The 23,354-nt window shown below is 71.7% G+C and carries 20 protein-coding genes; 5 read left to right on the top strand and 15 right to left on the bottom strand.

Annotated features, from left to right (window positions below):
- Positions 1-36 precede the first annotated feature (36 nt).
- The 7 genes from RWS82_RS01800 to RWS82_RS01770 form a co-directional block, all read right to left on the bottom strand.
- Complete coding sequence (locus RWS82_RS01800) at positions 37-1,287, bottom strand: S8 family serine peptidase (RefSeq protein ID WP_400190065.1); 1,251 nt, start codon at positions 1,285-1,287, stop codon at positions 37-39.
- A 62-nt stretch (positions 1,288-1,349) separates the two neighbouring features.
- Complete coding sequence (locus tag RWS82_RS01795; RefSeq protein WP_314646255.1) at positions 1,350-1,889, bottom strand: DUF501 domain-containing protein; 540 nt, start codon at positions 1,887-1,889, stop codon at positions 1,350-1,352.
- Between the two features lie 48 nt (positions 1,890-1,937).
- Positions 1,938-2,360: a septum formation initiator family protein gene (locus tag RWS82_RS01790; RefSeq protein ID WP_314646253.1), complete on the bottom strand. Its 423-nt coding sequence runs from the start codon at positions 2,358-2,360 to the stop codon at positions 1,938-1,940.
- Positions 2,361-2,511: 151 nt separating this feature from the next.
- Positions 2,512-3,792: a phosphopyruvate hydratase gene (gene eno / locus RWS82_RS01785; RefSeq protein ID WP_314646252.1), complete on the bottom strand. Its 1,281-nt coding sequence runs from the start codon at positions 3,790-3,792 to the stop codon at positions 2,512-2,514.
- A 121-nt stretch (positions 3,793-3,913) separates the two neighbouring features.
- Complete coding sequence (locus tag RWS82_RS01780) at positions 3,914-4,573, bottom strand: O-methyltransferase (protein ID WP_314646250.1); 660 nt, start codon at positions 4,571-4,573, stop codon at positions 3,914-3,916.
- A 32-nt stretch (positions 4,574-4,605) separates the two neighbouring features.
- Complete coding sequence (locus RWS82_RS01775; RefSeq protein WP_314646248.1) at positions 4,606-5,661, bottom strand: DUF1648 domain-containing protein; 1,056 nt, start codon at positions 5,659-5,661, stop codon at positions 4,606-4,608.
- Positions 5,658-6,008 carry a GntR family transcriptional regulator gene (locus RWS82_RS01770; RefSeq protein ID WP_314646246.1) on the bottom strand — a complete coding sequence of 117 codons (351 nt, stop codon included), beginning with the start codon at positions 6,006-6,008 and terminating at the stop codon, positions 5,658-5,660. Before RWS82_RS01770 ends, RWS82_RS01775 begins: the two co-directional genes overlap by 4 nt.
- Before the next feature lie 110 nt (positions 6,009-6,118).
- Between RWS82_RS01770 and RWS82_RS01765 the strand changes: the two genes are divergently transcribed.
- On the top strand, positions 6,119-7,366 hold the full coding sequence (locus RWS82_RS01765) for an APC family permease (RefSeq protein WP_314646245.1): 1,248 nt from the start codon (positions 6,119-6,121) through the stop codon (positions 7,364-7,366).
- On the opposite strand, the gene RWS82_RS01760 is transcribed toward RWS82_RS01765, so the two are convergent.
- The 4 genes from RWS82_RS01760 to nhaA form a co-directional block, all read right to left on the bottom strand.
- Positions 7,312-8,163, bottom strand: coding sequence for an SGNH/GDSL hydrolase family protein (locus RWS82_RS01760; RefSeq protein WP_314646243.1), 852 nt, complete (start codon positions 8,161-8,163; stop codon positions 7,312-7,314). The two genes, RWS82_RS01765 and RWS82_RS01760, sit on opposite strands and share 55 nt — an antisense overlap.
- Before the next feature lie 89 nt (positions 8,164-8,252).
- Positions 8,253-9,503, bottom strand: a complete 1,251-nt coding sequence (locus tag RWS82_RS01755; protein WP_314648148.1) for an ATP phosphoribosyltransferase regulatory subunit — start codon at positions 9,501-9,503, stop codon at positions 8,253-8,255.
- Positions 9,504-9,570: 67 nt separating this feature from the next.
- The gene (locus RWS82_RS01750; protein WP_314648146.1) at positions 9,571-10,161 is read right to left on the bottom strand and encodes a MazG family protein; all 591 of its coding nucleotides are present in this window, start codon (positions 10,159-10,161) and stop codon (positions 9,571-9,573) included.
- 98 nt (positions 10,162-10,259) lie between these two features.
- The gene (nhaA, locus tag RWS82_RS01745) at positions 10,260-11,474 is read right to left on the bottom strand and encodes a Na+/H+ antiporter NhaA (RefSeq protein ID WP_314646242.1); all 1,215 of its coding nucleotides are present in this window, start codon (positions 11,472-11,474) and stop codon (positions 10,260-10,262) included.
- An 88-nt stretch (positions 11,475-11,562) separates the two neighbouring features.
- On the opposite strand from nhaA, the gene RWS82_RS01740 reads away from it, so the two are divergent.
- Together RWS82_RS01740 and gdhA are read left to right on the top strand one after the other, a co-directional pair.
- Positions 11,563-14,253 carry a phosphoenolpyruvate carboxylase gene (locus RWS82_RS01740; protein WP_314646241.1) on the top strand — a complete coding sequence of 897 codons (2,691 nt, stop codon included), beginning with the start codon at positions 11,563-11,565 and terminating at the stop codon, positions 14,251-14,253.
- Positions 14,254-14,399: 146 nt separating this feature from the next.
- Positions 14,400-15,770, top strand: coding sequence for an NADP-specific glutamate dehydrogenase (gdhA, locus tag RWS82_RS01735; protein WP_314646240.1), 1,371 nt, complete (start codon positions 14,400-14,402; stop codon positions 15,768-15,770).
- Positions 15,771-15,866: 96 nt separating this feature from the next.
- Here the strand turns inward: gdhA and RWS82_RS01730 are convergent, their stop codons facing one another.
- Entirely contained in the window at positions 15,867-16,028 is a 162-nt protein-coding gene (locus tag RWS82_RS01730) for a hypothetical protein (RefSeq protein ID WP_314646237.1), read from the bottom strand.
- An 86-nt stretch (positions 16,029-16,114) separates the two neighbouring features.
- Positions 16,115-19,696 carry a transcription-repair coupling factor gene (gene mfd / locus RWS82_RS01725; protein WP_314646233.1) on the bottom strand — a complete coding sequence of 1,194 codons (3,582 nt, stop codon included), beginning with the start codon at positions 19,694-19,696 and terminating at the stop codon, positions 16,115-16,117.
- 137 nt (positions 19,697-19,833) lie between these two features.
- On the opposite strand from mfd, the gene RWS82_RS01720 reads away from it, so the two are divergent.
- Both RWS82_RS01720 and RWS82_RS01715 read left to right on the top strand, forming a co-directional pair.
- A complete protein-coding gene (locus tag RWS82_RS01720) occupies positions 19,834-20,397 on the top strand; it encodes a GNAT family N-acetyltransferase (protein WP_314646230.1) in 564 nt (187 codons plus the stop codon).
- A gap of 78 nt (positions 20,398-20,475) precedes the next feature.
- Positions 20,476-21,339 (top strand): DNA-formamidopyrimidine glycosylase family protein, encoded by an 864-nt coding sequence (locus RWS82_RS01715; RefSeq protein WP_314646229.1) that lies wholly within the window; start codon positions 20,476-20,478, stop codon positions 21,337-21,339.
- Between the two features lie 4 nt (positions 21,340-21,343).
- Here the strand turns inward: RWS82_RS01715 and RWS82_RS01710 are convergent, their stop codons facing one another.
- Positions 21,344-22,432 (bottom strand): LacI family DNA-binding transcriptional regulator, encoded by a 1,089-nt coding sequence (locus RWS82_RS01710; RefSeq protein WP_314646228.1) that lies wholly within the window; start codon positions 22,430-22,432, stop codon positions 21,344-21,346.
- A 28-nt stretch (positions 22,433-22,460) separates the two neighbouring features.
- Entirely contained in the window at positions 22,461-23,348 is an 888-nt protein-coding gene (locus RWS82_RS01705) for a PfkB family carbohydrate kinase (protein ID WP_314646226.1), read from the bottom strand.
- Between the last annotated feature and the right edge of the window lie 6 nt (positions 23,349-23,354).

Here is a 23,354-nt window from a genome sequence, read left to right as displayed (position 1 = left end):
TGCTGTTCTGAGGCACAGGGGGAAACTCCTCGGGAGTCAGGAATGTGGCGTACGTCGAACGCGCGCCGATCGGATGCGCCGGGCAGCTGCGGTGACGCCAAGCGCTACCAGGATACCAGGGACCGTGAGGGCGACGAGCGGCAGGGTACCGTAGCGCAGTGAATCGGCGCTGGGAAGCAGCGGGGAACCGGCCTCGGTCGGCGCGTCCGCGTCGGGAAGCGGGGGCACGTCCACCGGCGCGGCGGTCGGCTCCGGCTCGGGCTGACCCGGGTCGGCGCGGCGGTACAGGCGCACCCACTCCTCGAGGTCGCCCATCGGGTTCTCGGCCACCGGCAGCAGGTTCGCCGACACCGCGGCCTGCGCGTCGATGAGCCCGTAGCCGTACAGCGGATCCGGCGTGCGCTGCACCCCCGGCACCGGGATGGCCGTCTTGATGATGCGGTTGATGACGTCGTTCGCGGTGATGTCGGGGTGGGCCGAGCGGATGAGGGCGGCGATGCCGGCGACGATGGGGGCCGCCCCGCTCGTGCCGCTCCACGAGGCGAGCCTGCCGTCGGCCGAGACCCCGAGCAGCCCCTCGCTGGGCGCCGAGATGCCGATCGTGATGCCCTGGGTCGACGCCTCGACGCTCGCGGTGCCGGTCTGGTCGACGCCACCGACGGTCAGCACGCCGGGGATGGTCGCCGGGGCGCCGATGATGCTCGTTCCACTGCCCCGGTTTCCGGCAGCGACGACCACCACGACATCGTGCTCGAAGGCGTAGAGGAACGCGTCATCCCAGCTGGGGTCCCAGTCGAGGGTGTTCGTGGTGAACGAGAGGTTGATGACGTCAGCGCCGTGGTCGACCGCCCAGCGCATGGCCTCGGCGACCTGCTCGGTGAACGGCACCGCCGCGGCGGCTCCGAAGCCGACCGAGATCGAGAGCAGATCGGCCTCGGGGGCGACCCCGATCATGCCGGTGCCGTCGGCCGCGCCACGCCCCGCGGCGAGCGAGGCCACCCACGAGCCGTGGTTGCCGTCGACGGCGCCGAGCGGCGTGCGCCCGTCGGGAGATCCGGCTCCCGAGACGTCGGTTCCGCCCACGACGGCGTCGCCGAAGGTCTGCGGGACGTCGCCGATGCCGGTATCGATGATCGCGATGCGCACCCCCTCGCCGCGGGTGGTCTGCCAGGCCTCGCGCACGCGGGCGCCGTCGAGCCAGTACTCCGACGCGCGCACCGGGTCACTGGGGTCGTCGGGCACGGGTCCCGTGCTCGGATCGGGTGCCGGCGTCGCGGTCGCACCCATCAGCAGCACGGACACTGCGACCACCGCGATGGCGGCGGCGCTGCGCAGCGTCCGGCGGCGGGTCACGCCGACGGATCCGTCTCCGCGCGCAGGGCGGCACCGGGGTCGTCGCAACGGCACACGTCGGGCGACCACGTCGAGCGGGCGAGGGCCTCGTCGCCGATCGGGTTGACCCCGGGGCCGGCGGCGAGAGCGTGCCCGGCGAGCGCATGCAGGCACTTGACGCGCGTCGGCATGCCTCCGGCCGAGATGCCGTCGATCTCGTCGACCGCACCGAACTGCTCGCGATCGGCGAGGTACGCCTCGTGCGCCGCGCGGTAGGCGAGGGCGATGTCCTCGTCGGCGAGCATCGCCGCGAGTTCGGGCATGACGTGCGTCGCCTCGAGGGTGGACATCGCGGCGGTCGCGGCGGGATGCGTCAGGTAGTAGAACGTCGGGAACGGCGTGCCGTCCGGCAGGCGCGGAGTCGTGGAGATCACGGTCGGGTTGCCGCACGCGCACCGGGCGGCGATGCCGACGACGCCGCGGACGGGGCGTCCGAGCTGCGCGGAGACGACGGCGAGTTCAGCGTCGGTGGGGGCGGGGAACGGCGGGGTGGTCACCCGTCCAGCGTAACCGGAGGGCGCCGGGAGGATGCGTCGAGCGCGCGGTCAGGGAGCGACGGCGGCCGTGTCGCTGAGGCCGCTCGAGACCAGCGTGCGCAGCAGCTGCGGCATCCAGTCGGCCGCGCGCTCCTCGAGCGTGTCGCTGACCGGTTCCTGCTCGCGCGGCAGGGCGACGGGGTCGAGGTCGTCGTCGACGAGGTAGACGACCTCTCCGGGTTTGACGTAGTAGAGCCGCTCGCGGGCCTGCGTGGTGATGTACGCCGGATCCTGCCAGCGATCGCGCTCGCGTTCGAGCTCGTCGATGCGGTCCTCACCCACCTGGACGGACGCCTCGAGGGCGGCGATCTTCTGCCGCTGGTCGATGAACGTGCCGATCGTCGGCACCAGAACCCAGGCGCCGAGCACGACGAGCGACAGCATGATGACGGAGAACGCCGACAGGCGGATGCCGGAGGCCCACTCCCGCACGTCGACACGGGGCTGCGAGCGCGCGCCGCGCGGGGGGCGAGGCGGCCGGGTCGAGCGGGAGGCCGGGGGCGTCTTCGCGGTGCCCGCAGACGCCGAAGGAGGAGCCGGTCGTCGTACCACGGCTCCTCCTTCGTCGATGTCTCTGCGGGGCTCAGCCCTGGTAACGCGGGAACGCGGAGCGCCCGGCGAAGACCGCCGCGTCGCCCAGCTCCTCTTCGATGCGCAGAAGCTGATTGTACTTCGCGACGCGCTCGCTGCGCGCAGGCGCACCCGCCTTGATCTGGCCCGCGTTTGTGGCGACGACGAGGTCGGCGATCGTCGTGTCCTCGGTCTCGCCCGAGCGGTGCGACAGCATGGCGGTGTAACCCGAGCGCTGCGCGAGGCTGACCGCGTCGAACGTCTCGGTGAGCGTGCCGATCTGGTTCACCTTCACCAGCAGCGAGTTCGCGACACCGCGACGGATGCCGTCGGCGAGACGGGCAGGGTTCGTGACGAACAGGTCGTCGCCGACGAGCTGCACCTTCGAGCCGAGCGCCTCGGTGAGGTGCTTCCAGTTGTCCCAGTCGTCCTCGGCGAGGGCATCCTCGATCGTGACGATCGGGAAGTCGTTCACCAGGCCGACGTAGTACTCGGTGAGCGCCTCGGCGTCCCAGTCCTTGTTGTCGAGGCGGTAGACGCCGTCGGTGAAGAACTCGGTCGCGGCGACGTCGAGGCCGAGGGCGATGTCGCGGCCCGGGGTGAACCCGGCCTTCTCGATCGCCTTGACGAGGAAGTCGAGTCCCTCGCGGTTGCTGGGCAGGTCGGGGGCGAAGCCGCCCTCGTCGCCGAGGCCCGTGGCGTAGCCTGCGGCCTTCAGCTCGCTGCGCAGCACGTGGTAGGTCTCGACGCCCCAGCGCAGCGACTCGGAGTACGACTCGGCACCGATCGGCGCGAGGAAGAACTCCTGCATGTCGATGCCGTTGTCGGCGTGCTCACCGCCGTTGATGACGTTGAACAGCGGGACGGGCAGCACGTGCGCGTTGGGGCCGCCCAGGTAGCGGAAGAGTGGCAGGTCCGACGAGTCGGCGGCCGCCTTCGCGACCGCCAGGCTCACGCCGAGGATGGCGTTGGCGCCGACGCGCTTCTTGTTCTCGGTGCCGTCGACCTCGATGAGGATCTCGTCGACGATGCGCTGCTCGCTCGCCTCGACGCCCTCGAGCGCCGGACCGAGCTCGTCGATGACGGCCTCAACGGCCTTCAGCACGCCCTTGCCGCCGTAGCGGGCCTTGTCGCCGTCGCGGAGCTCGTACGCCTCGAACGCACCCGTGGACGCCCCGGACGGGACGGCCGCGCGCTGCACGATTCCGTCGTCGAGGAGGACCTCCACCTCGACGGTCGGGTTTCCGCGCGAGTCGAGAATCTCGCGTGCGCCTACAGCCTCGATCAGTGCCACTGATGTGCTCCTTGTTCAGGGGGAAAAGTGTGTGGAGCGTCGTCGATCCGTCGCCCAGTCTAGCCCGCCGCTCCCCCGCCGCCAGGGTCGGGGCGACGCCGCGACCCTGGCGGGTCCGACCTCAGACGACGAGGGCGACGGCGATCCCGTCCCACCCCTTCGCGCCGACCGTCTGCAGGGCGGTGGCATCGAAACGGGGGTCCTCGCCGAGCATCCGCAGACCTTCGCGAGTGCCGACGACCTTCGGATCGGTCGAGTCGTCTCGCACGATCTCTCCATCGCGACCGATGTTGTCGACGACGACGACCGTGCCGGGATGCCCGAGCCGCGCCGCCCAGTCGAGGTAGACGGTGTTCGACTCCTTGTCGGCGTCGATGAACACGAGGTCGAACCCGCCCACCAGCGTCGGCAGCACGTCGGCACCGCGTCCGATGCGGATCTCGACGCGCTCCCCCACGCCGGCGTCGTCGATGCTCGCGCGGGCCACGGCGGCGTTCTCCGCCTCGGCCTCGATGGTGACGACCCGCCCCTCCGGGCCGACCGCACGGGCGAGCCAGATGGTCGAGTAGCCGCCGAGCGTGCCGATCTCGAGCACCCGCCGCGCGCCGCTCAGGCGCACGAGAAGGTTCAGCAGCTTGCCTCCCACCGGGGCGACCTCGATCTCGGGCAGGCCGGCGCGACGCTGCGCGTCGAGAGCCCGCTCGAGATCGGGGTCGGATCCCACGAGCGTGTCGGCGAGGAAGGCGTCGGCGGCGGCCCAGGCGGCGGGTGTCGATTGCATGCGTTCAGCCAAGCCGCCCCCGCACGCGGCCGTCAAGAGGGTCGACGGCCCGCCTTCGACTGCTCCACCGCGATCGCGAGCACGGCCGCCGCGGTCTCGGCGTCATCGACGGTCACGGCGAAGCGTCGGCCACCGACCCGCGTCACCTCGAGCGCCTCGCCCGCGCGGAGCACGACACCCGACCGGCCGCCCGCGGCGTACCGCATCCCCCATCCGCCGAACTCCGCGAACGGGTCGACGTCGATGCGGCGCACCGAGGCGATGTCCGACGCGGGGACCTCGATGCGCGGCCATCCGGCGGTCGATCGCACCCGCAGCCCCCCGGGGCCGACGCGCACGCGGAAAGAGGTGGTGAGCAGCAGCGTGGCGAGCACGAGCACGACGCAGGCGACCATCGTCACGACGGCGACGACCGACACACCGCTCGCGGCCATGACCGCGGCGAGCGCGCCCACCAGTAGGGCGGATCCACCGAGCACGGCCAGTCCCGATCGGGCGATCGTCGCGCGGCCGATCCACACCACGCGTTCGGAGTCGGTACTCGGCAGCGGCGTCGCGTCAGCCCGGCGATCCTCCGCGCCGCGCGGCGCGCGCGGCTGCAGGAACCAGCCGACGACCGCGCCGACCACGAGGAGGGCGAGGCCGAGGATCGTGGCGCCGCCGATGCTGGGGGCGTCTGCGGCATCGCTCAGCCCTCGCTGCGAGCCGACCATCGCGAGCGTCGTGGAGACGATGAGTGCCGCGAGACCGAGGTTCGTCGCTCCCAGAGCACGAGACGTCGACGACCATTCCGCGGCCCTGCCGTTCTCCGGCGGGGCGGTGCGGCTGCTCGCCGGCAGACGGTGCGCGAACCACGCGAGCGCGGCGAAAGCGACGATCATCGCGGCGATGCCGGCGAGGATCGCGAGCGGCGTCCACCGCGGCCCGAAGCCGTCTGGCGTGTCTCCGCTCCAGTGGATGGCGGAGGGTTCGGGCAGCTCGGGCAGCCAGAGCGCGACGATCACCATGGCCACGGCGATCGCGGCGAGCGGGATCACAAGTCCGATCCAGATGAAGGCGGTGCGGGCTCGGCGGACGGCGGGGGTCATGGTGTCATCTCCTTGACGAGGGCGGCGAGGGTGGTGGGGGTGACGCCGAGGGCGTCGGCGCGGGCGACGAGTGCCCGGATGTCGTGCGCGAGGTCGCTGAGCGGACCGGCAGAGGCCGAGACGACCGCTCCGCGACCCCGCCGCAGATCGATCAGACCTTCGTCGCGCAGGCGCTGGTACGCGTGCAGCACCGTGTGCAGGTTGATGTCGAGGGTCTCGGCGACCTCTCTCGCCGATGGGAGCCGATCGCCGGGCGCGAGAGCGCCCGAGACGATGTCGGTGCGGACCGACGCGGCGACCTGTTCGAACAGCGGCGTACCGCTCGCCATGTCTATGCGGATGAGCATGGGACCTCCTTGTTGCATTAATTCTATGTCAAATAGAACAACTCGACCAAGTCGTGAGGGACGGCGGCTCGCGCTACCGAACGTTCACCCGCCGATGCGACGATGGGCGGATGCCGCTCGCCCGCCGTCTCCGACTCTCCGACGCCGTCTCCATCGGCCTCGGCTCGATGATCGGCGCGGGAGTGTTCTCGGTCTGGGGCCCCGCGCTCGACGTCGCCGGAAGCGGCCTGCTCGTCGCCCTCGCGATCGCCGCCCTCGTCGCCTACTGCAACGCCAGCGCGTCGGCGCAGCTGGCCGCCGTGCATCCCGTGGCCGGTGGTACCTATGCCTATGCCCGGGCGGAGATCGGGCCGTGGTGGGGTTTCGTGGCCGGCTGGGGCTTCGTGATCGGCAAGATCGCGAGCTGCGCGGCCATGGCGATGACGTTCGCCGCCTACGCCGCCCCCGACGGATGGACGACTCCCGTCGCGGTCACGGCCGTCGTCGCACTCGTCGCCGTCAACTGCTTCGGGGTCACCCGCACGGCGCTGGTCACCCGCGTCCTGGTGACGGTCTCGCTGCTGGGCCTCGCGGCCGTCGTGGCGGTCGGCCTCGGCGGAGCACCGTCGGTCTCACCCCCTCCCCTTTCCGACGCCACCGCCTACGGGGTGCTGCAGGGCGCCGGCCTGCTGTTCTTCGCCTTCGCCGGCTATGCGCGCATCGCCACGATGGGCGAGGAGGTCGTCGACCCGGCCCGCACGATCCCCCGCGCGATCGCGCTCGCTCTCGGCGGGGCGGTCGTGGTGTACGCCGCGGTCGCCGTCACCGTGCTCCTCGTGCGCGGAGCGGATGCCGTGGGCAGCTCTGCGCCGCTCGCCGATGTGGTGGTGGCGGTCGGGTGGGAACCGCTGGCGCCTCTCGTGCGGATCGCGGCCGCCACGGCATCCCTCGGCGCCCTGCTCGCCCTGCTCACCGGGATCGGCCGCACGACGCTGGCGATGGCGCGCGAACGCGACCTTCCGGGCTTCCTCGCTCGTGTCGACGAGCGGTGGCACGTGCCCCGCCGCGCCGAGCTCGTGATCGGAGCGGTCGTCATCGCGATCGTGCTGGTCGCCGACCTGCGGGACGCGATCGGATTCTCGTCGTTCGGGGTGCTCATCTACTACCTCATCGCGAACGCCGCGGCGTTCCGTCAGGCCGGGAGCGCCCGACGGTACCCGCGCGCCCTGCAGGTGATCGGCGCCCTCGGCTGCCTCGTCCTGGTGAACACCCTCCCGGTGGTCGCGTCACTCGTGGGCACGGGGGTCCTGCTCGTCGGTGTCGGCTACCGGCTGGTGCTGCTGCGATCGAGACGCGGTCGCTCCCCCGTCTCGGGCTGAGCGTCGGACCGCGCGCTCGCACCGGTGATGGCGGCGCAGACGGCCGGGAGCAGCGCCTCGGCGGTGCGACGGTATCCGAGAGCGCTGGGGTGGAACCGGTCGAGACTGAACATGCGGTCGGGCTCGTCGGAGAACATCGGGCCCACCGTGCGTCGGAGGTCGACGGGCACGGCACCCGCCCCGACCGCCGCGAGGCGCTGCGCATCGGCGAGGCGGCGCGACAGTCCGGAGACGATCCGCCGCAGCGGCTGCGGCACGGGCCGGAGTGCGCCGAGATCGGGGCAGGTGCCGACCACGACCTCCGCACCGCGCGAACGGAGAGCACGGATCGCGGAGTCGAGGTGCCGCACCGAGGTCGTCACCGGTAGGCGATGCGTGACGTCGTTACCACCCACGACAATCACCGCGACGTGGGGGCGGTACTCCGGGGGCAGGCGCCGCAGCTGCGCGTCGAGGTCCGGCGACTCCGATCCCACCACGGCGGCGGTGCGCAGACGCACGGGTCGCCCGGTGCGCAGCGCCGCGCCCTTCGCGATCCGCCCGCCCAGGGTCTCCTTGCGGCGAGCCGCCCCGAGCCCCGCGGCGAGCGAGTCACCGAGCAGCACGAGGTCGACCGGCTCTCCCGCCTGCGAGCGCCGCCAGACGCGGTCGGCGTCGATCGACTGCTCCCCCAGCGGCTTGCCGATGCGCTGCCGGGCGATCGCCGCCTGACGGGCGAGCAACGCCCGGAGCGCCCACACCGCGGCAGCCCCGGCCACCGGGATGCCGACGAGGAGCGAGATCCGCGAGCCACGCATGCCCCGATTCGAGCGCTCCGACGTGAACGCGACGTGAACGTGCACCGCCGAGGGCGGCACATCCACCCCTGAGCGGAGGAGGCCTCGGCTCAGGACAGCGGCTTGCGCTCCAGCTCGGAGGCGCCGGCGGACACCGTCGCGAACGAGGTGAACCCATCGGCGGCCGCCCGCTCGAGCAGCGCCTTCAGGTTCTTCGTGCGTCGTTCGAGCCGCACCCGCGCGCCGGCCGCGATGAGAGCGGTCTTGTGGGCGAGCAGCTCGACCACGGGAACATCGGCATCGTGCACGAGGACGACGGCCTCGGCGGCCACGTCGTCGCCCGCGGTCACCAGGTCGACCAGGCGCTCGAAACCGAGGGAGAAGCCGACCGCGGGCACCTGCTGGCCGAGGAAACGCCCGATCATGCCGTCGTACCGCCCTCCACCGCCCAGGGAATAGCCGACCGACGGGTGCGCGAGCTCGAAGATCGTGCCGGTGTAGTAGCCCATGCCGCGCACGAGGAACGGGTCGAACACAAGCGGGACCGCCTCGGTGCCGCGGCCCACCGCGACGGCCGCGCCGATGCCGACGAGGTGCGCGACGATGTCATCCGGTGCCCCCTCGGGCAGGGCCGAACGCACCTGCTCCTCTCCGAACGGCAGGACGTCGGCGGGCACCTCTCGACGGAGGAACGCCTCGAAGGCATCGACCGCGGTCGGGGTCGCCGACCGGTCGCGCAGCTCGGCGGCGACGCCGTCTGCGCCGATCTTGTCGAGCTTGTCGATCGTGATGAGAACGCCCGGTCGCTCGTCGTCGGAGAAACCGAAGCTGCCGAGCATCCAGTCCAGCACCCGGCGGTCGTTGATGCGTACGGTGGCGTCTCTCAGTCCGAGCGCATCGACGGCGTCGAGCGAGGCCACCAGCAGTTCGGCCTCGGCGCGCGACGAGTCGTCGCCCATGATGTCGATGTCGCACTGCACGAACTGGCGGTATCGCCCCTTCTGCGGCCGCTCGGCCCGCCAGACGGCGCCGATCTGAATCGCGCGGAAGACCGTCGGCAGCTGGGCGCGGTTGCTCGCGTAGAAGCGGGCCAGCGGCACGGTCAGGTCGTAGCGCAGCCCGAGGTCGGACAGCGCGGCGGGGTCGTCGGCGGCCTCGCGGATGGCGTCGGCGTCGAGTCCGCGGCGCAGCACGTTGTAGGCGAGCTTCTCGTTGTCGCCGCCGATCCCGGCGTGCAGACGCGCGTACTCCTCGAGCACCGGCGTCTCGATCTCGTCGAAGCCGTGCGCGCGATAGCGGTCGCGGATGACGGAGAGCACGCGCTCACGGCGGGCCTTGTCGGCGGGGAGGATGTCGCGCATGCCGCGCGGCGGGTTCACGGTAGCCACCCCTCCATCTTCCCAGGTCGGCCGCGTCGCTCCGCGCAGGTCACCCCTCGGCCGCGCGCACATCCGCCTCGAGCAGCCGGAGTCGCTCGCGGAGCGCGCGCTCCGCGTCCCATCCCTCCGCGCGGGCGCGGCCGACCAGGGCGAGCAGAGCGTCGCCGAGCTCCTCCTCGGTCGTCGGCCCGGTCGCGGTCGGGGTCGCCACCCCTGCGCCGGATGCCCGGCCGGCGACCTTCTGCGCGAGGGCGAGAGCGGGCATCCCCCGCGGGATGCCGTCGAGCACACTCGTGCGCGTGCGCTTCTCGGCCGCTTTCGCGGCGTTCCAGTGCACGAGCACCTCCTCCGGCGTGGCGGCGGTCTCGCCCGCGAAGACGTGCGGGTGCCGGCGCACCATCTTCTCCGTGAGGGTCGCCGCGACATCGTCGATGTCGAACGGATCGTCGGGGTCCTGCGCGGCGATCGCCGCGTGGAACAGCACCTGCCAGAGCAGATCGCCCAGCTCCTCGCGCAGGTCGGCTCGCCCTCCCGCCTCGACCGCGTCGATCACCTCGTGCGACTCCTCGATGAGGTAGGGCACGAGGTCGCGATGGGTGATGCGCTGCGACCACACGCAGCGCTCCCGCACCTGACGCATGGTCTCGGCGGCGGCGCGCAGCGGATCGACGAGCGTCTGCGGATCGACCTCGGGAGGCACGGGCGACGCCTGCGGCTCGACGTGCTCGGGAGGGATGCTCATGAGGACTCCTCGGAGGTCGAGGCACGGGGGGCGGGGTCGGTGCCCACGTCTGCCGCCCCCGCGCGCCGACGATACGCACGAGCGCGCGACGACACCACGACGCCGGCGACCACGAGCGAGACGAGCGACCCGACGAGCACGCCGAGGATGGCCTGATCGCGCAGGGCGGGAGTGTCGGTGAACGCGAGGTTGGCCAGCAGCAGCGAGACGGTGAACCCGATACCACCGAGGGCGCCGGCCGCCAGCAGGTCGGCGAAAGGCATCGCGGGATCGGTGCCCCGCGGTCGGATGCGCAGGGCGAGCCACCCGAAGAGGGAGATGCCGACGATCTTGCCCACCGGCAGCGCGACGACGATGCCCCAGAACGCGGGCGAGAGCGCTGTGGGCGAGACCGCGGGGATCACGACGAACGCGGCCACGAACGCGAACAGCGGCAGGATGCCCCCGTTGACCACCGGCTCGAGAGCATGTCGGGACCGCTCGGCGGGCGTCGGCGCCATCACGAGCCCCAGGACGACACCGGCGATCGTGGCATGGATGCCGGACAGCGCGACCAGCCCCCAGCACACCGCACCGACCACGACCATGGCGACCGCGATCGCAAGGTGGCCGCGGGCCCCCAGTCGCCGCGAGAGGAACCAGAAGAGGGCGACCGCGACGACGGCGCCAACCAGCATCCCCCACTGCAGATCGCCGGCGAAGAGCACGGCGATGAAGACGATGCCGATGATGTCGTCGAGGATCGCGAGAGCGAGGAGGAAGACGCGCACGGCCGACGGGAGTCCCCGTCCGAACATGGCGAGCACGCCGAGGGCGAAGGCGATGTCGGTGGCCGTCGGGATCGGCCACCCCGAGGCCGTCTCGCCTCGGCCGGCGATGAGCAGGTACACGACGATCGGCACGAGGACGCCGCCCGCCGCGGCGATCGCCGGCTGCACGGCCTTGCGGAACGAGTCGAGTTCGCCGTGCGTCAGCTCGTGACGCAGCTCGATCGCGACCACGAAGAAGAACACGGCGAGCAGACCGTCTGACACCCAATGCTCGACCGAGAGATCGAGCCCCGTGCCGGGGATCGCCAGGTGCACATCGAGGACAGCGGCGATCGCGTCGTGCGTCGGCAGGTTCGCCAGCAGCAGCCCCAGGCCCGCGGCCACGAGCAGCAGCACGGCCGGGAACTGCTGGCCGCGGAGGGGGTTCGTCGAGATGCGCATCGCTCTCATGGTAGGCGCGTGGTCGCTGCCGGGGTCGCATGCCGTCATGCGTTCGGAGCACCCCTTGCGAGCGGGATACTCTCGACGGGTGACTCCCGAAAGCGCCTTCATCGAGCCCACGAACACCGAAGCCATCCGCGTCATCGGACGCTTCGAGGCGGGGCAGGGCATACCCGACGCGATGCGCTCCGACGTGCGGATGCTCGGAGCGCTGCTGGGTCAGGTCCTGCGCGAGGCAGGCGGTGACGACCTGTTCGACGACGTCGAGCGCCTGCGTCTCGCGACGATCCAGGCCTACGAGGACGCCACCAGCGACGCCTTCGCCCGCGCCACCGCGATCGCCGAGTCGTTCACCATCGCCCGCGCCGACGAGGTCGCCCGCGCGTTCACCTGCTACTTCCACCTGGTGAACCTCGCCGAGGAGCACCAGCGCGTGCGGGTGCTGCGCGAACGCGCCGGTCAGCCCGGGCGCGAGGACGCTGCCGACACGGTCGCGAGCGCATACGCGCGTCTGCGCGGCGAGGTCGGCGACGACGAGGCTCTGCGCCGACTCCGAGGTCTGCGATTCCACCCGGTCTTCACCGCGCACCCCACTGAGGCACGCCGGCGTGCGGTCTCGTCGAGCATCCGCCGCCTCTCCGATCTGCTCACCCAGCACGACCTGGCGAGCGCCGAGGGCGCCGAGCAGCGGCGCGCCCGCCGCCGCATGCTCGAAGAGATCGACACCCTGTGGCGCACGGCTCCGCTGCGCGCCGAGAAGCCCTCGCCCACCGACGAGGTGCGCACGGTGATGGGAATCTTCGACGAGACCCTCTTCACCACCGTCCCGCACGTGTACCGCCGCATCGACGATGCCCTGCGCGGCGAGGAGTCGGGCGCGAGCGCCCCGGTGGTCCCCGCCTTCGTGCGCGTCGGCTCCTGGGTGGGCGGCGACCGCGACGGCAACCCGTTCGTCACCGCCGCCGTCACGCGCGAGGCCTCGCAGATCGCCGCCGACCACGTGCTCCGTGGTCTGGAGCGCGCCCTCGACCGCATCGGCCGCACGCTGACCCTCGACGCCGACAGCACCCCGCCGAGCGCCGAGGTGCGCGCCCTGTGGGAAGCGTTCGCGACGTCCGACCCGCACGCCGCCTCGGAACTGGCCACCCGCTCCCCCGACGAACCGCACCGCCGCGTGCTGCTGCTGCTCTCGCATCGCGTCGCCGCGACCCGACGGGGCGATGAGCAGGGCTACGCGCGCCCCGAGGACCTGCTCGCCGATCTGCGGGCCGTACAGGAGTCGTTGCTCGCCGCCGGCGCCCGTCGCCATGCCTTCGGCGGGGTGCAGCACCTCATCTGGCAGGTCGAGACGTACGGCTTCCACCTCACCGAGCTCGAGGTGCGCCAGCACTCGCAGGTGCACGCGAAGGCGCTCGCCGAACTCGAGGCCGGCGCCCCGCTGAGCGCGCAGACCGAAGAGGTGCTCGAGGTCTTCCGCGCCGTCGCCGACATCCAGCGCGACCGGGGGCTGCGCGCCGCCGGCCGTTACGTCGTGTCGTTCACGCAGTCCGCGACCGACCTCGCCAACGTGCACGCCCTCGCCCGGCACGCGCTCGGCGACGACGCGCCCGTGCTCGACGTCGTGCCGCTGTTCGAGACGTTCGCCGACCTGCAGGCCGCCCCGGGCATCCTCGCCGAGGTCGTGACGTTCCCCGAGTTCCGGGCCCGCATGGCCGAGACCGGCAACCGCCTCGAGGTCATGCTCGGCTACTCCGACTCGTCGAAGGACGTCGGCCCGGTCGCTGCGAACCTCGCGCTCTACGAAGCACAGGAGAAGATCGCCCTGTGGGCGAAGGATGCCGGCATCGAGCTGACGCTCTTCCACGGCCGCGGCGGCGCGCTGGGTCGTGGCGGCGGACCGGCGAACTCCGCGATCCTCGCACAGCCGCCGCACTCGGTCGACGGCCGCTTCAAGCTCACCGAGCAGGGCGAGGTCATCTTCGCCCGGTACGGCGAGCCCGCGATCGCGATGCGCCACATCGACCAGGTGGCGGCCGCGACCCTGCTCGCGTCGTCGCCCACGGTCGAGGAGCGCACGAGCAGCGCCGCCCGACGATACGCCGAGGTGGCCGCGGTCATGGACCGCGCATCGCGCGACCGCTTCTTCTCGCTCGTGAAGGCCGAGGGTTTCGCGCCGTGGTTCGCGACGGTCACCCCCATGGAGGAGATCGGCCTCCTCGCTCTCGGATCGCGCCCCGCGCGCCGCGGCCTGTCGGTCGAGTCGCTCGAGGATCTGCGGGCCATTCCGTGGGTGTTCGCCTGGACCCAGGCCCGCATCAACCTCGCCGGCTGGTTCGGTCTCGGCACCGCGCTCGACGCGGTCGGTGACGAGGCGCTGCTCATCGAGGCCTACCGCGAGTGGCCGCTGCTGCGCACGATGATCGACAACGTCGCCATGAGCCTCGCGAAGACCGACGAGCGCATCGCCCGCGAATACCTGGCGCTCGGAGACCGCGACGACCTCGCGGCACTCGTGCTCGACGAACTCGCCCTCACCCGCGAATGGGTGGTGCGCCTCACCGGCGGCGAGGGTCTGCTCGAGAACAAGCCCGTGCTGCAGCGCGCCGTGCAGCTGCGCAGCCCGTACGTCGACGCCCTCTCGCTGCTGCAGCTGCGGGCGCTCCGCGCGCTCCGCGCCGGCGATGCGCAGGCGACGGGATCGGGGGCCGATGCCGAACAGCAGCGCCTGCTGCTGCTGTCGGTCAGCGGCGTCGCCGCCGGCCTGCAGAACACCGGGTGACCGCGTCCGAACCCGGAGCCGGCGGGGTCCCTGCCCGGCCCGGCCGGCGCGAACCCGGCCGCTAGAGTGAGATCTTCCGCCTGATCCGGCGCAGCCTCACGCGACACGATCGCCGCACCACAATCCCCCACAGAGAGTTCTTCCGCGTGACCGCAACGTCCTCCGCATCCTTCCACCCCCTCGACGCCGCCGTGCAGCCGGTCTTCGACACCGTGCTCTCCCGCAGCCCGCACGAGCCCGAGTTCCACCAGGCCGTGCACGAGGTGCTCCACTCCATCGCGCCGGTGCTCGACGCCCACCCCGAGTACGTCGACGGCGGCATCCTCGAGCGGCTCGTCGAGCCCGAGCGTCAGATCCTCTTCCGTGTGCCGTGGATCGACGACGCGGGGAAGCTGCACGTCAACCGCGGCTACCGCATCCAGTTCTCGTCGGTGCTCGGCCCGTACAAGGGCGGCCTGCGTTTCCACCCGTCCGTGAACCTCTCGATCATCAAGTTCCTGGGCTTCGAGCAGATCTTCAAGAACGCCCTCACCGGCCAGGGCATCGGCGGCGGCAAGGGCGGATCGGACTTCGACCCGCACGGCCGCTCGAACGCCGAGGTGATGCGGTTCTGCCAGTCGTTCATGAACGAGCTGTACCGCCACCTCGGCGAGCACACCGACGTGCCCGCGGGTGACATCGGCGTGGGTGGCCGCGAGATCGGCTACCTGTTCGGTCAGTACCGCAAGGTCACCAACCGCCACGAGTCGGGCATGTTCACCGGCAAGGGCACCGGCTGGGGCGGCGCCGAGGTGCGCACCGAGGCCACCGGATACGGCGCGGTCTTCTTCGCGCAGGAGATGCTGGCGGTGAAGAGCGACTCGTTCGAGGGCAAGCGCGTCGGCATCTCGGGCTCGGGCAACGTCGCCATCTACGCGATCCAGAAGGCCACGCAGCTGGGCGCGCGGCCCGTGACGGCCTCCGACTCGTCGGGGTACGTCGTCGACGACGCGGGGATCGACGTCGGTCTGCTGCGCCAGATCAAGGAGGTCGAGCGCGGCCGCATCGTCGAGTACGCGAACCGGCGTCCGGGCGCGCGCTTCGTCGAGGGCGGCCGCGTGTGGGAGGTGCCGGTCGACATCGCCGTGCCCTCCGCGACGCAGAACGAGGTGACCCTCGCCGATGCGGAGGCGCTCATCGCGAACGGCGTTCGTGCCGTGTCGGAGGGCGCCAACATGCCCTGCGTGCCGGAGGCGGTCGAGGCCTTCCAGAAGGCGGGTGTGCTGTTCGCCCCCGGCAAGGCCGCGAACGCCGGCGGCGTCGCGACCTCGGCGCTCGAGATGAGCCAGAACGCGTCGCGCCAGCGGTGGACCTTCGGCGACAGCGAGAACAAGCTGCGCGAGATCATGGGCGACATTCACCGCGCGTCGTTCGACGCGGCGGAGCGCTACGGCGTCGCCGGAGACTACGTCGCGGGCGCGAACATCGCGGGCTTCGAGCGCGTCGCCGCGGCCATGCTGGCCCAGGGCGTCATCTGACCGCCGCGCTACCCGCAGACGCCACGAGGGGCGTCCTCCGACACTGGAGGACGCCCCTCGTCCGTCACCGAGTCCGCGTGCGCGGCTCCGGGAGTCTCAGTCCTTCGCCTGCGCCGTTCGGCGCAACCACCCGATCACCAGCGTCGCGAGGAACAGCACGATCCCCAGCACGGCGAGCCAGATGAGGCCCTTGACCACGAAGCCGAAGACGGCGAGGCCGGCCCAGACGATGAGCAGGATGATGAGGAGGATCCACATGTCCCTCAGCATCCCCCGTTTCCGTCCGACCCGCACCCGGGTTGACGGCATCCGATCCGCCCGCTATCGGGACGGGCGGATGCCGTTCACTCCGCGGCGACGGGAACAGGCTCCGGGAAGATCGCGGTGAACAGCTGCTCGACCCAGGCGAGCAGCTCGGCGTCGGGCAGCGGCTCCAACCCCACACCGACCGCGGCCGGAACGGTGGGCATGGGCACGACCAGCGCCTCTCCCCCGGCCACGAGCTTCGCCTTCGGGTAGAGCCGCTGCAGCCGCACCTTGATCGAGTCCTCGAGACGCGCGGGGGCGATCCGCAGGTTCGACCCCATGACCACGACATCGGCGAGACCCGCGCGGGCCGCGCGACGGCGCAGGCGCGCGATCGCGATCAGCCCCTCCACCTCTTCGGGCGGCGTGCCGTAACGGTCGGTCAGCTCGTCGATGACGAGATCGATCGCGTCGTCCTTCGCGGTCGCGACCGAGGCCGCCGACAGCTTCTGGTACGCCTCGAGGCGCAGCCGCTCGCTGTCGATGTAGTGCTCGGGGATGCGCGCATCGAGCGGCAGCTCGAGACGCAGCTCCTGGCCCCCGTCGACCTCTTCACCGCGGAACGTGGCGACGGCCTCGCCGATCATGCGCAGATACAGGTCGAAGCCCACGCCCGCGATGTGCCCGGCCTGCTCGCCGCCGAGCAGGTTGCCGGCGCCGCGCAGCTCGAGGTCTTTCAGAGCGACCTGCATTCCCGACCCGAGATCGTTGTTCACGGCGATGGTCTGCAGTCGGTCGGCAGCCGTCTCGCTGAGCGGCTTGAGGTCGTCGTAGAGGAAGTACGCGTAGGCGCGCTCGCGTCCGCGGCCCACCCGCCCGCGCAACTGGTGCAGCTGACTGAGACCGTACTTGTCGGCGCGATCGATGATGATCGTGTTGGCGTTCGAGATGTCGAGGCCTGTCTCGATGATCGTCGTCGACACGAGCACGTCGAACTTGCGCTCCCAGAAGTCGTCGACGACCTGCTCCAGCGCGTGCTCGCCCATCTGCCCGTGCGCGACCGCGATGCGGGCCTCGGGGACGAGCTCGGCCAGCTGCGCCGCGACCCGCTGGATCGACTGCACGCGGTTGTGCACGAAGAACACCTGGCCCTCGCGCAGAACTTCACGGCGGATGGCGGCGGCGATCTGCTTGTCGCTGCGCGGTCCGACGAACGAGAGGATTGGGTGCCGGTCCTCGGGCGGGGTCGCGAGGGTCGACATCTCGCGGATGCCCGTGACCGCCATCTCCAGCGTGCGCGGGATGGGCGTGGCGCTCATGGCGAGGATGTCGACGTTCGTCTTGAGCTTCTTCAGCGCATCCTTGTGCTCCACGCCGAAGCGCTGCTCCTCGTCGATGATGAGCAGACCCAGGTCTTTGAACATCACCTGGTCGGTGAGGATGCGGTGCGTGCCGATGACCATGTCGACGGTGCCGTCGAGAAGGCCCTGCAGCGTGAGCTTGGCCTCCTTGTCGCTCTGGAAGCGCGAGAGCGGCCGCACCTTCACCGGGAAGCCGGCGAAACGCTCGGTGAACGTCTCGAGGTGCTGTTTGACCAGCAGGGTCGTCGGCACGAGCATCGCGACCTGCTTGCCGTCTTGAATGGCCTTGAACGCGGCGCGCACGGCCACCTCGGTCTTACCGAAGCCCACGTCGCCCGACAGCAGCCGGTCCATCGGGATGGGCCGCTCCATGTCGGCCTTGATCTCGTCGATCGTCTGCAACTGGTCGGCGGTCTCGGCGAACGGGAACGCCTCCTCCAGCTCGCGCTGCCACGGGGTGTCGGGTCCGAACGCGTGGCCCTTCGCGCTCATCCGGGCCGAGTACAGCTTGACGAGCTCGACGGCGATGTCGCGCACGGCCTTGCGCGCCTTGCCCTTCGCCTGCGCCCAATCGCTGCCGCCCATCTTCGACAGCGTCGGCCCCTCGCCGCCGACGTACTTCGAGAGCAGGTCGAGCTGATCGGTGGGCACGAACAGCTTGTCGCCCGGGTACCCGCGCTTCGACGGCGCGTACTCGAGCACGAGGTAGTCGCGGGTCGACTTCGTGGCGTTGCGGCCGCCGGTCGACACCTCGCGCTTCGTCATCTCGACGAACCGGCCGATGCCGTGCGTGTTGTGCACGACGAAGTCGCCCGGCTTGAGCTGCAGCGGATCGACGACGTTCTTGCGTCGCGACGCGAGCTTCTTGACCACGCGCTGGTCGCCGCCGATCGTGCGGCCGTAGAACTCGTTGTCGGTGAGGACGGCGAGCTTCGCCTCGGCGATCTGGAATCCGGCCTCGACCGACCCCGTGACGAGCGTGGCGATGCCCGGCTCGGGGGCGTCGTTCAGCTCGGGGAGCACCCGCGCGGCGATGCCACGATCGGCGAGTACGTCTCGTGCTCGATCGACGAGGCCGGAGCCCGCCGCGAGCACGACGACGCGCCAGCCCTCCGACACCCGCTGTCCGACGAACGAGATGGCGCCGTCGACATTGCCGTGGAACGACGGGATGACGGCCGCGTCGAGGTTGGCGGCCTCGGCGTCGTCCTCTCCGAGGCCGGCGCCGAACGGGCTCAGCCGCCACCACACGCCGCCCCGGTCGCGCACGACCTCGCGCAGCCGCGCGATCGTCAGGAAGTCACCCGCACCGAGATCGATCGGGGCGGATGCCCCCGACGTCGCCGCGCTCCACGCGGCGTCGAGGAACTCTCGGTTGGTCTCGCCGAGGGTGATGGCGCGGGCGCTCGAGCGCTCGGGGTCGACGACGGCCGTGGCGCTGCCCGCCGGAAGGTACTCGGCGAGTGTCACGAGCGGTCCGGACACGGCCGGCAGCAGCGACTCCATGCCCTCGACGGGAATGCCCTCGGCCATCTTCTCGAGCATCCCGGCGATCGCGGGGAACTGGCCGATGAGCGCCCGCGCGCGGTCGCGCACCTCGTCGGTGAGCAGCAGCTCGCGGCTCGGCGGCAGGTCGACCGACGGGATGTCGCCGGGCAGCGAGCGCTGATCGGCGACCGAGAATGCGCGGATCTGATCGACCTCGTCGCCGAAGAACTCGACGCGGAACGGGTGGTCGGAGGTGGGCGGGAAGACGTCGAGGATGCCACCGCGCACGGCGAACTCGCCGCGGCGCGACACCATGTCTACGCGCGAGTAGGCGCGCTCGACGAGCAGGGCGGCGACGGTGTCGAGCTCGTGCCCCCGACCTCCGACGGTGAGCTCGAGCGGATCGATCTCGCCGAGATTGCCGGCGATCGGCTGCAGTGCGGCCCGCACCGAGGCGACGACGACCAGCGGATGCTCGCCCTCCCACTCGCGGATGCGGCGGAGGGTCTGCAGCCGGACGCCGACCGTGTCGGGGCTCGGGCTCAGCCGCTCGTGGGGCAGCGTCTCCCACGCGGGGAAGGTGAGCACCTCGGCGTCGGGGATGTAGGCGTGCAGCGCCTGACCGAGGCTCTCGGCGCGGCGCCCCGTGGGGACGACCGCGAGGAGGGCGCGCGGATGCCCGGCCGCGTGCCTCTTCTCGAGGAGGCCGGCGAGCGTCGGGGCATCGAGCCCGTCGACCATGCCCAGATCGGCGTCGGTGTGCGCCCAGCCCAGCGCATCGCGGTACAGAGACGCCTCTTCCAAGGCGCGCAGAATCCCCGGAACAGTCACGTGACCAGCCTACTTGTCCCCTCCGACACCGGCTTCGCACCCTTCGTCCGGTGCGGGATCGAAATGGCACGCCCGAGGCCCCTTTCCCGTGCGATTTCGATCCCGCAGCCGAGGGGCCCGGGCGATACGGTGGCGGGATGGATGCTGTGCGACTGGAGACCGAGCGGCTCGTGCTGGCGGCGCCCACCGACGACGACATCGACGCGGTCACGGCGGCGTGCCAGGACCCGGAGATCTCCCGGTGGACGACCGTGCCGAGCCCGTACACCCGCGACGACGCGGCGGCCTACGTGCGACAGACGGCCGAGCGGTGGGCCGACGGCTCGCACGCCACGTGGGTCGCACACGCGGGGGACGAGCTGGTCGGATCGATCGGGCTGCACCACATCACCGAGCATCCGGCGGGCGGACATGCCGAGCTGGGCTTCTGGGTGGCCGCTCCCGCACGCGGCCAGGGTTACGTCGTGGAGGCGGCGCGCGAGGTCATCCGATGGGCGTTCGCCGAGCGGGGGCTCGCTCGCCTCACGTGGCGTGCGGTGGTGGGCAACACGGCGTCGGCCCGGGCCGCCCGCGCGCTCGGGTTCCGCTACGAGGGGCTGATGCGCCAGGGGCTGACCAGCCCCCGCGGGCGGGACGACAGCTGGATGGCGGGGCTGCTCGCCACCGACGACCGCTCCCCCGTGGTCTGGCCCGACCTCTGACCCGACCCGGATCGTCGCGACGCCATGCCACCCCGATGCGCGGGTGACGGCGTCGGATGCGGGTGGCAGGATGTTCGCATGCCCGAGATGCCGGAGGTACAGGGGCTCGTCGACTTCCTCGGCGAGCGCGCCGTCGGACGCACGATCGTCCGAACGACCGTCGCGGCGATCGCCGCGCTGAAGACGTACGACCCGCCGAACACGGCGCTGCACGGCGCCGAGATCACGGCCGCGACGCGGCGGGGCAAGTTCGTCGTGCTCTCCTGTGGTGCCGAGCTGCACCTCGTGTTCCACCTGGCGAAGGCGGGCTGGCTGCGCTGGTACGAGACGCTCCCCGCCACGATCATCAAGCCGGGCAAGACCCCGATTGCCTTGCGGGTCGCGCTCGACGACGACAGCGGCTTCGACCTCACCGAGGCGGGGTCGAAGAAGTCGCTCGCCGCGTACGTGGTGCGCGACCCCGACGAGGTCCCCGGCATCGCCCGACTCGGTCCTGATCCGCTCGACGACGCCTTCACGCGCGAGACGTTCGGCGGCCTGCTCGCGGGCAAACGCACTCAGATCAAGGGCCTGCTGCGCGATCAGGCCGTCATCGCGGGCATCGGCAACGCCTATTCCGACGAGATCCTGCACGCCGCGCGCATGTCGCCGTACGCGATCGCCGCGACGCTCGATGACGACGAGGTGGACCGCCTCTTCGCCGCGACGCAGACCACTCTGCGCGAGGCCGTGGCCGCAGCATCCGGCAAACCGCCGGCCGATCTGAAAGACGCCAAGCGCCGCGGCATGCAGGTGCACGCCCGCCGTGGCGAGACGTGCCCCGTCTGCGGCGACACCGTGCGCAGCGTGTTCTTCGCCGACCGTTCGCTCGAGTACTGCGCCACCTGCCAGACCGGCGGCAAGGTGCTCGCCGACCGCCGGCTGTCCCGCCTGCTGAAGTAGCCGCTCAGCGCTCGCGGGGAGCGGCGACCGATGCGCGTTCGACGTACCGCGTGCGCAGCGTGTGCACCTGGGGGGCAGGCGACTCGCCGTCGATCGCCGCGAACAGCACCTCGGCGGCGCGTGTGCCGAGGGCGAGCGTCGGCTGCTCGATCATCGTCAGCGGGGGCTCCATCACCGCAGCCCAGGAGCTGTCATCGAAGCCGATCAGCGAGATGTCGTCTGCCACGCGCAGTCCCGCCGTGCGCAGAGCGCGCAGAGACCCGGTGACCGCATCGTTCTCGGTGCAGAACAGCGCGGTGGGCGGATGCGCGAGGCCCAGCATGCGGGTGACCTCGACCTCGGCGTTCTCCTCGGTCTTGCGCCCGACCATCACGAGGTCGGCGTCGAAGAGGAGCCCGGCGTCGTCGAGGGCGTCGAGGTATCCCTGCAGACGCTGCGCATCGGTCCACAGGTTGCGCGCCGCGACGTCGGTGAGCTCTCGGCGACGCTGTGGCCGCTCCTCCAGCGGAGGCCCCCACACGAACCCGATCCGGCGGTGCCCCGCGGCGACCAGCTTCGCCACCGCGTCGCGCGCGGCAGCGCGGTTGTCGATGACGACCGTGTCGAGCAGCAGTCCCGTGACCGCGCGGTCGACGAGCACGACGGGGATGCCGCGGTCGCGGGCCTGCTGGATGTGCGCCGCCGAGCCGACGTCGAGCGCGGCCGAGGCCACGACGATGCCGTCGACGCGCTTGTCGATGAGCACGTCGGTCGCCGCGACCTCCTCGGCGAGGTTCTCATGCGTGCTGAGCACGAGCGTCTCGAAGCCCCGGGCGCGGGACGCGTCGGAGATGCCGCGCACCACCCCGCCGAAGAACGGGTTGGCGATGTCGGCGACGATCACGCCCAGCGTCTGAGTGACCCCCGTCGACATGCTGCGGGCCAGGGCGTTGGCCCGATACCCGAGACGCTCGGCGGCGGCGAGCACCCGCTCGCGCAGTTCGGGGCTGACGTAGCCGTAGCCGCCGAGCGTGCGGGCCGCGGTCGAGCGGCCCACCCCGGCGGCCGCCGCGACCTCGGAGATGGTCGGGGGGACGGAGTGTTCGGATGCCATCGCCCTCGACCCTCTCCTCATCACGGATTCACCACATGTTAGCGGGGGCGACATCCCCCGCCGGGCGACCGCGCCCGAAAGCACCTTCGACGAAGCACTGCTCGCGGGCCGACGCGGCCCCCGCGTGCAACGCGGAGCGGAGCGCGGCTTCGGAGGCCGGGGCATCCCGCCGCCACCCCGACGCATGCAGCGCGACGAGGAACCCGGCGAGGAAGGCATCCCCGCATCCCATGGTGTCGACGAGGGCATCGTCGGCGACGCGCTCGGCCGGGGCCAGGCACCGCACGGTGCCGTCGGTGACGAGCGCCGACTCGGTGCCGCGGGTCGCGACAGCCAGCCCCGCGCCGCGCGCCACGGCGTCGTCGAGCAGGGCGAACGCGTCGGCATCCGCCATCCCCGAACACGAGAACAGCACGAGATCGGCGAAGGGCGCGACCCGGTCGAGGTAGGCGCCATCGCGGAACTCGTCCTCGCTCGACGCGTCGAAGCTCACCAGCACGCCGAGCGAACGCAGCCGCGAGAGCTCGTCCTCTGTGCGGGAGTAGACGCTGGTGTGCACGACGTCGAACGTCGCCGCGTAGGCGTCGCGTCCGTCGGACAGGTCGATCGGATGCTCGACGGTCACCCCTCCCCCGTTCCACCCGAGGAACACGCGGTCGCCCTCGATAACGCGGAGCGACGACACCCCCGACTCCCCGCCGCGCACGACGCAGCGGGGAGTCGGGATGCCGGCGTCTTCGATCGATGCGCGCAGGAACGCGCCGAGCTCGTCGTCGCCGAACACGCCGAGGTACTCGGCGTGCGCGCCGAGGCGATGGGCGTAGACGGCCACGTTCACCGCATTCCCGCCCGGATACTCGATCCGACGGTCGAGGAAGCGGTCGACGATGTTGTCGCCGAAGCCCAGCACACGCATCACGGG

It is taken from the genome of uncultured Microbacterium sp. (genome assembly GCF_963528945.1).
In the GTDB taxonomy this organism is placed as follows: Bacteria; Actinomycetota; Actinomycetes; order Actinomycetales; family Microbacteriaceae; genus Microbacterium.
Note: the sequence above shows the minus strand (reverse complement) of the source record. Positions and strands in the feature narration are given on the sequence as shown.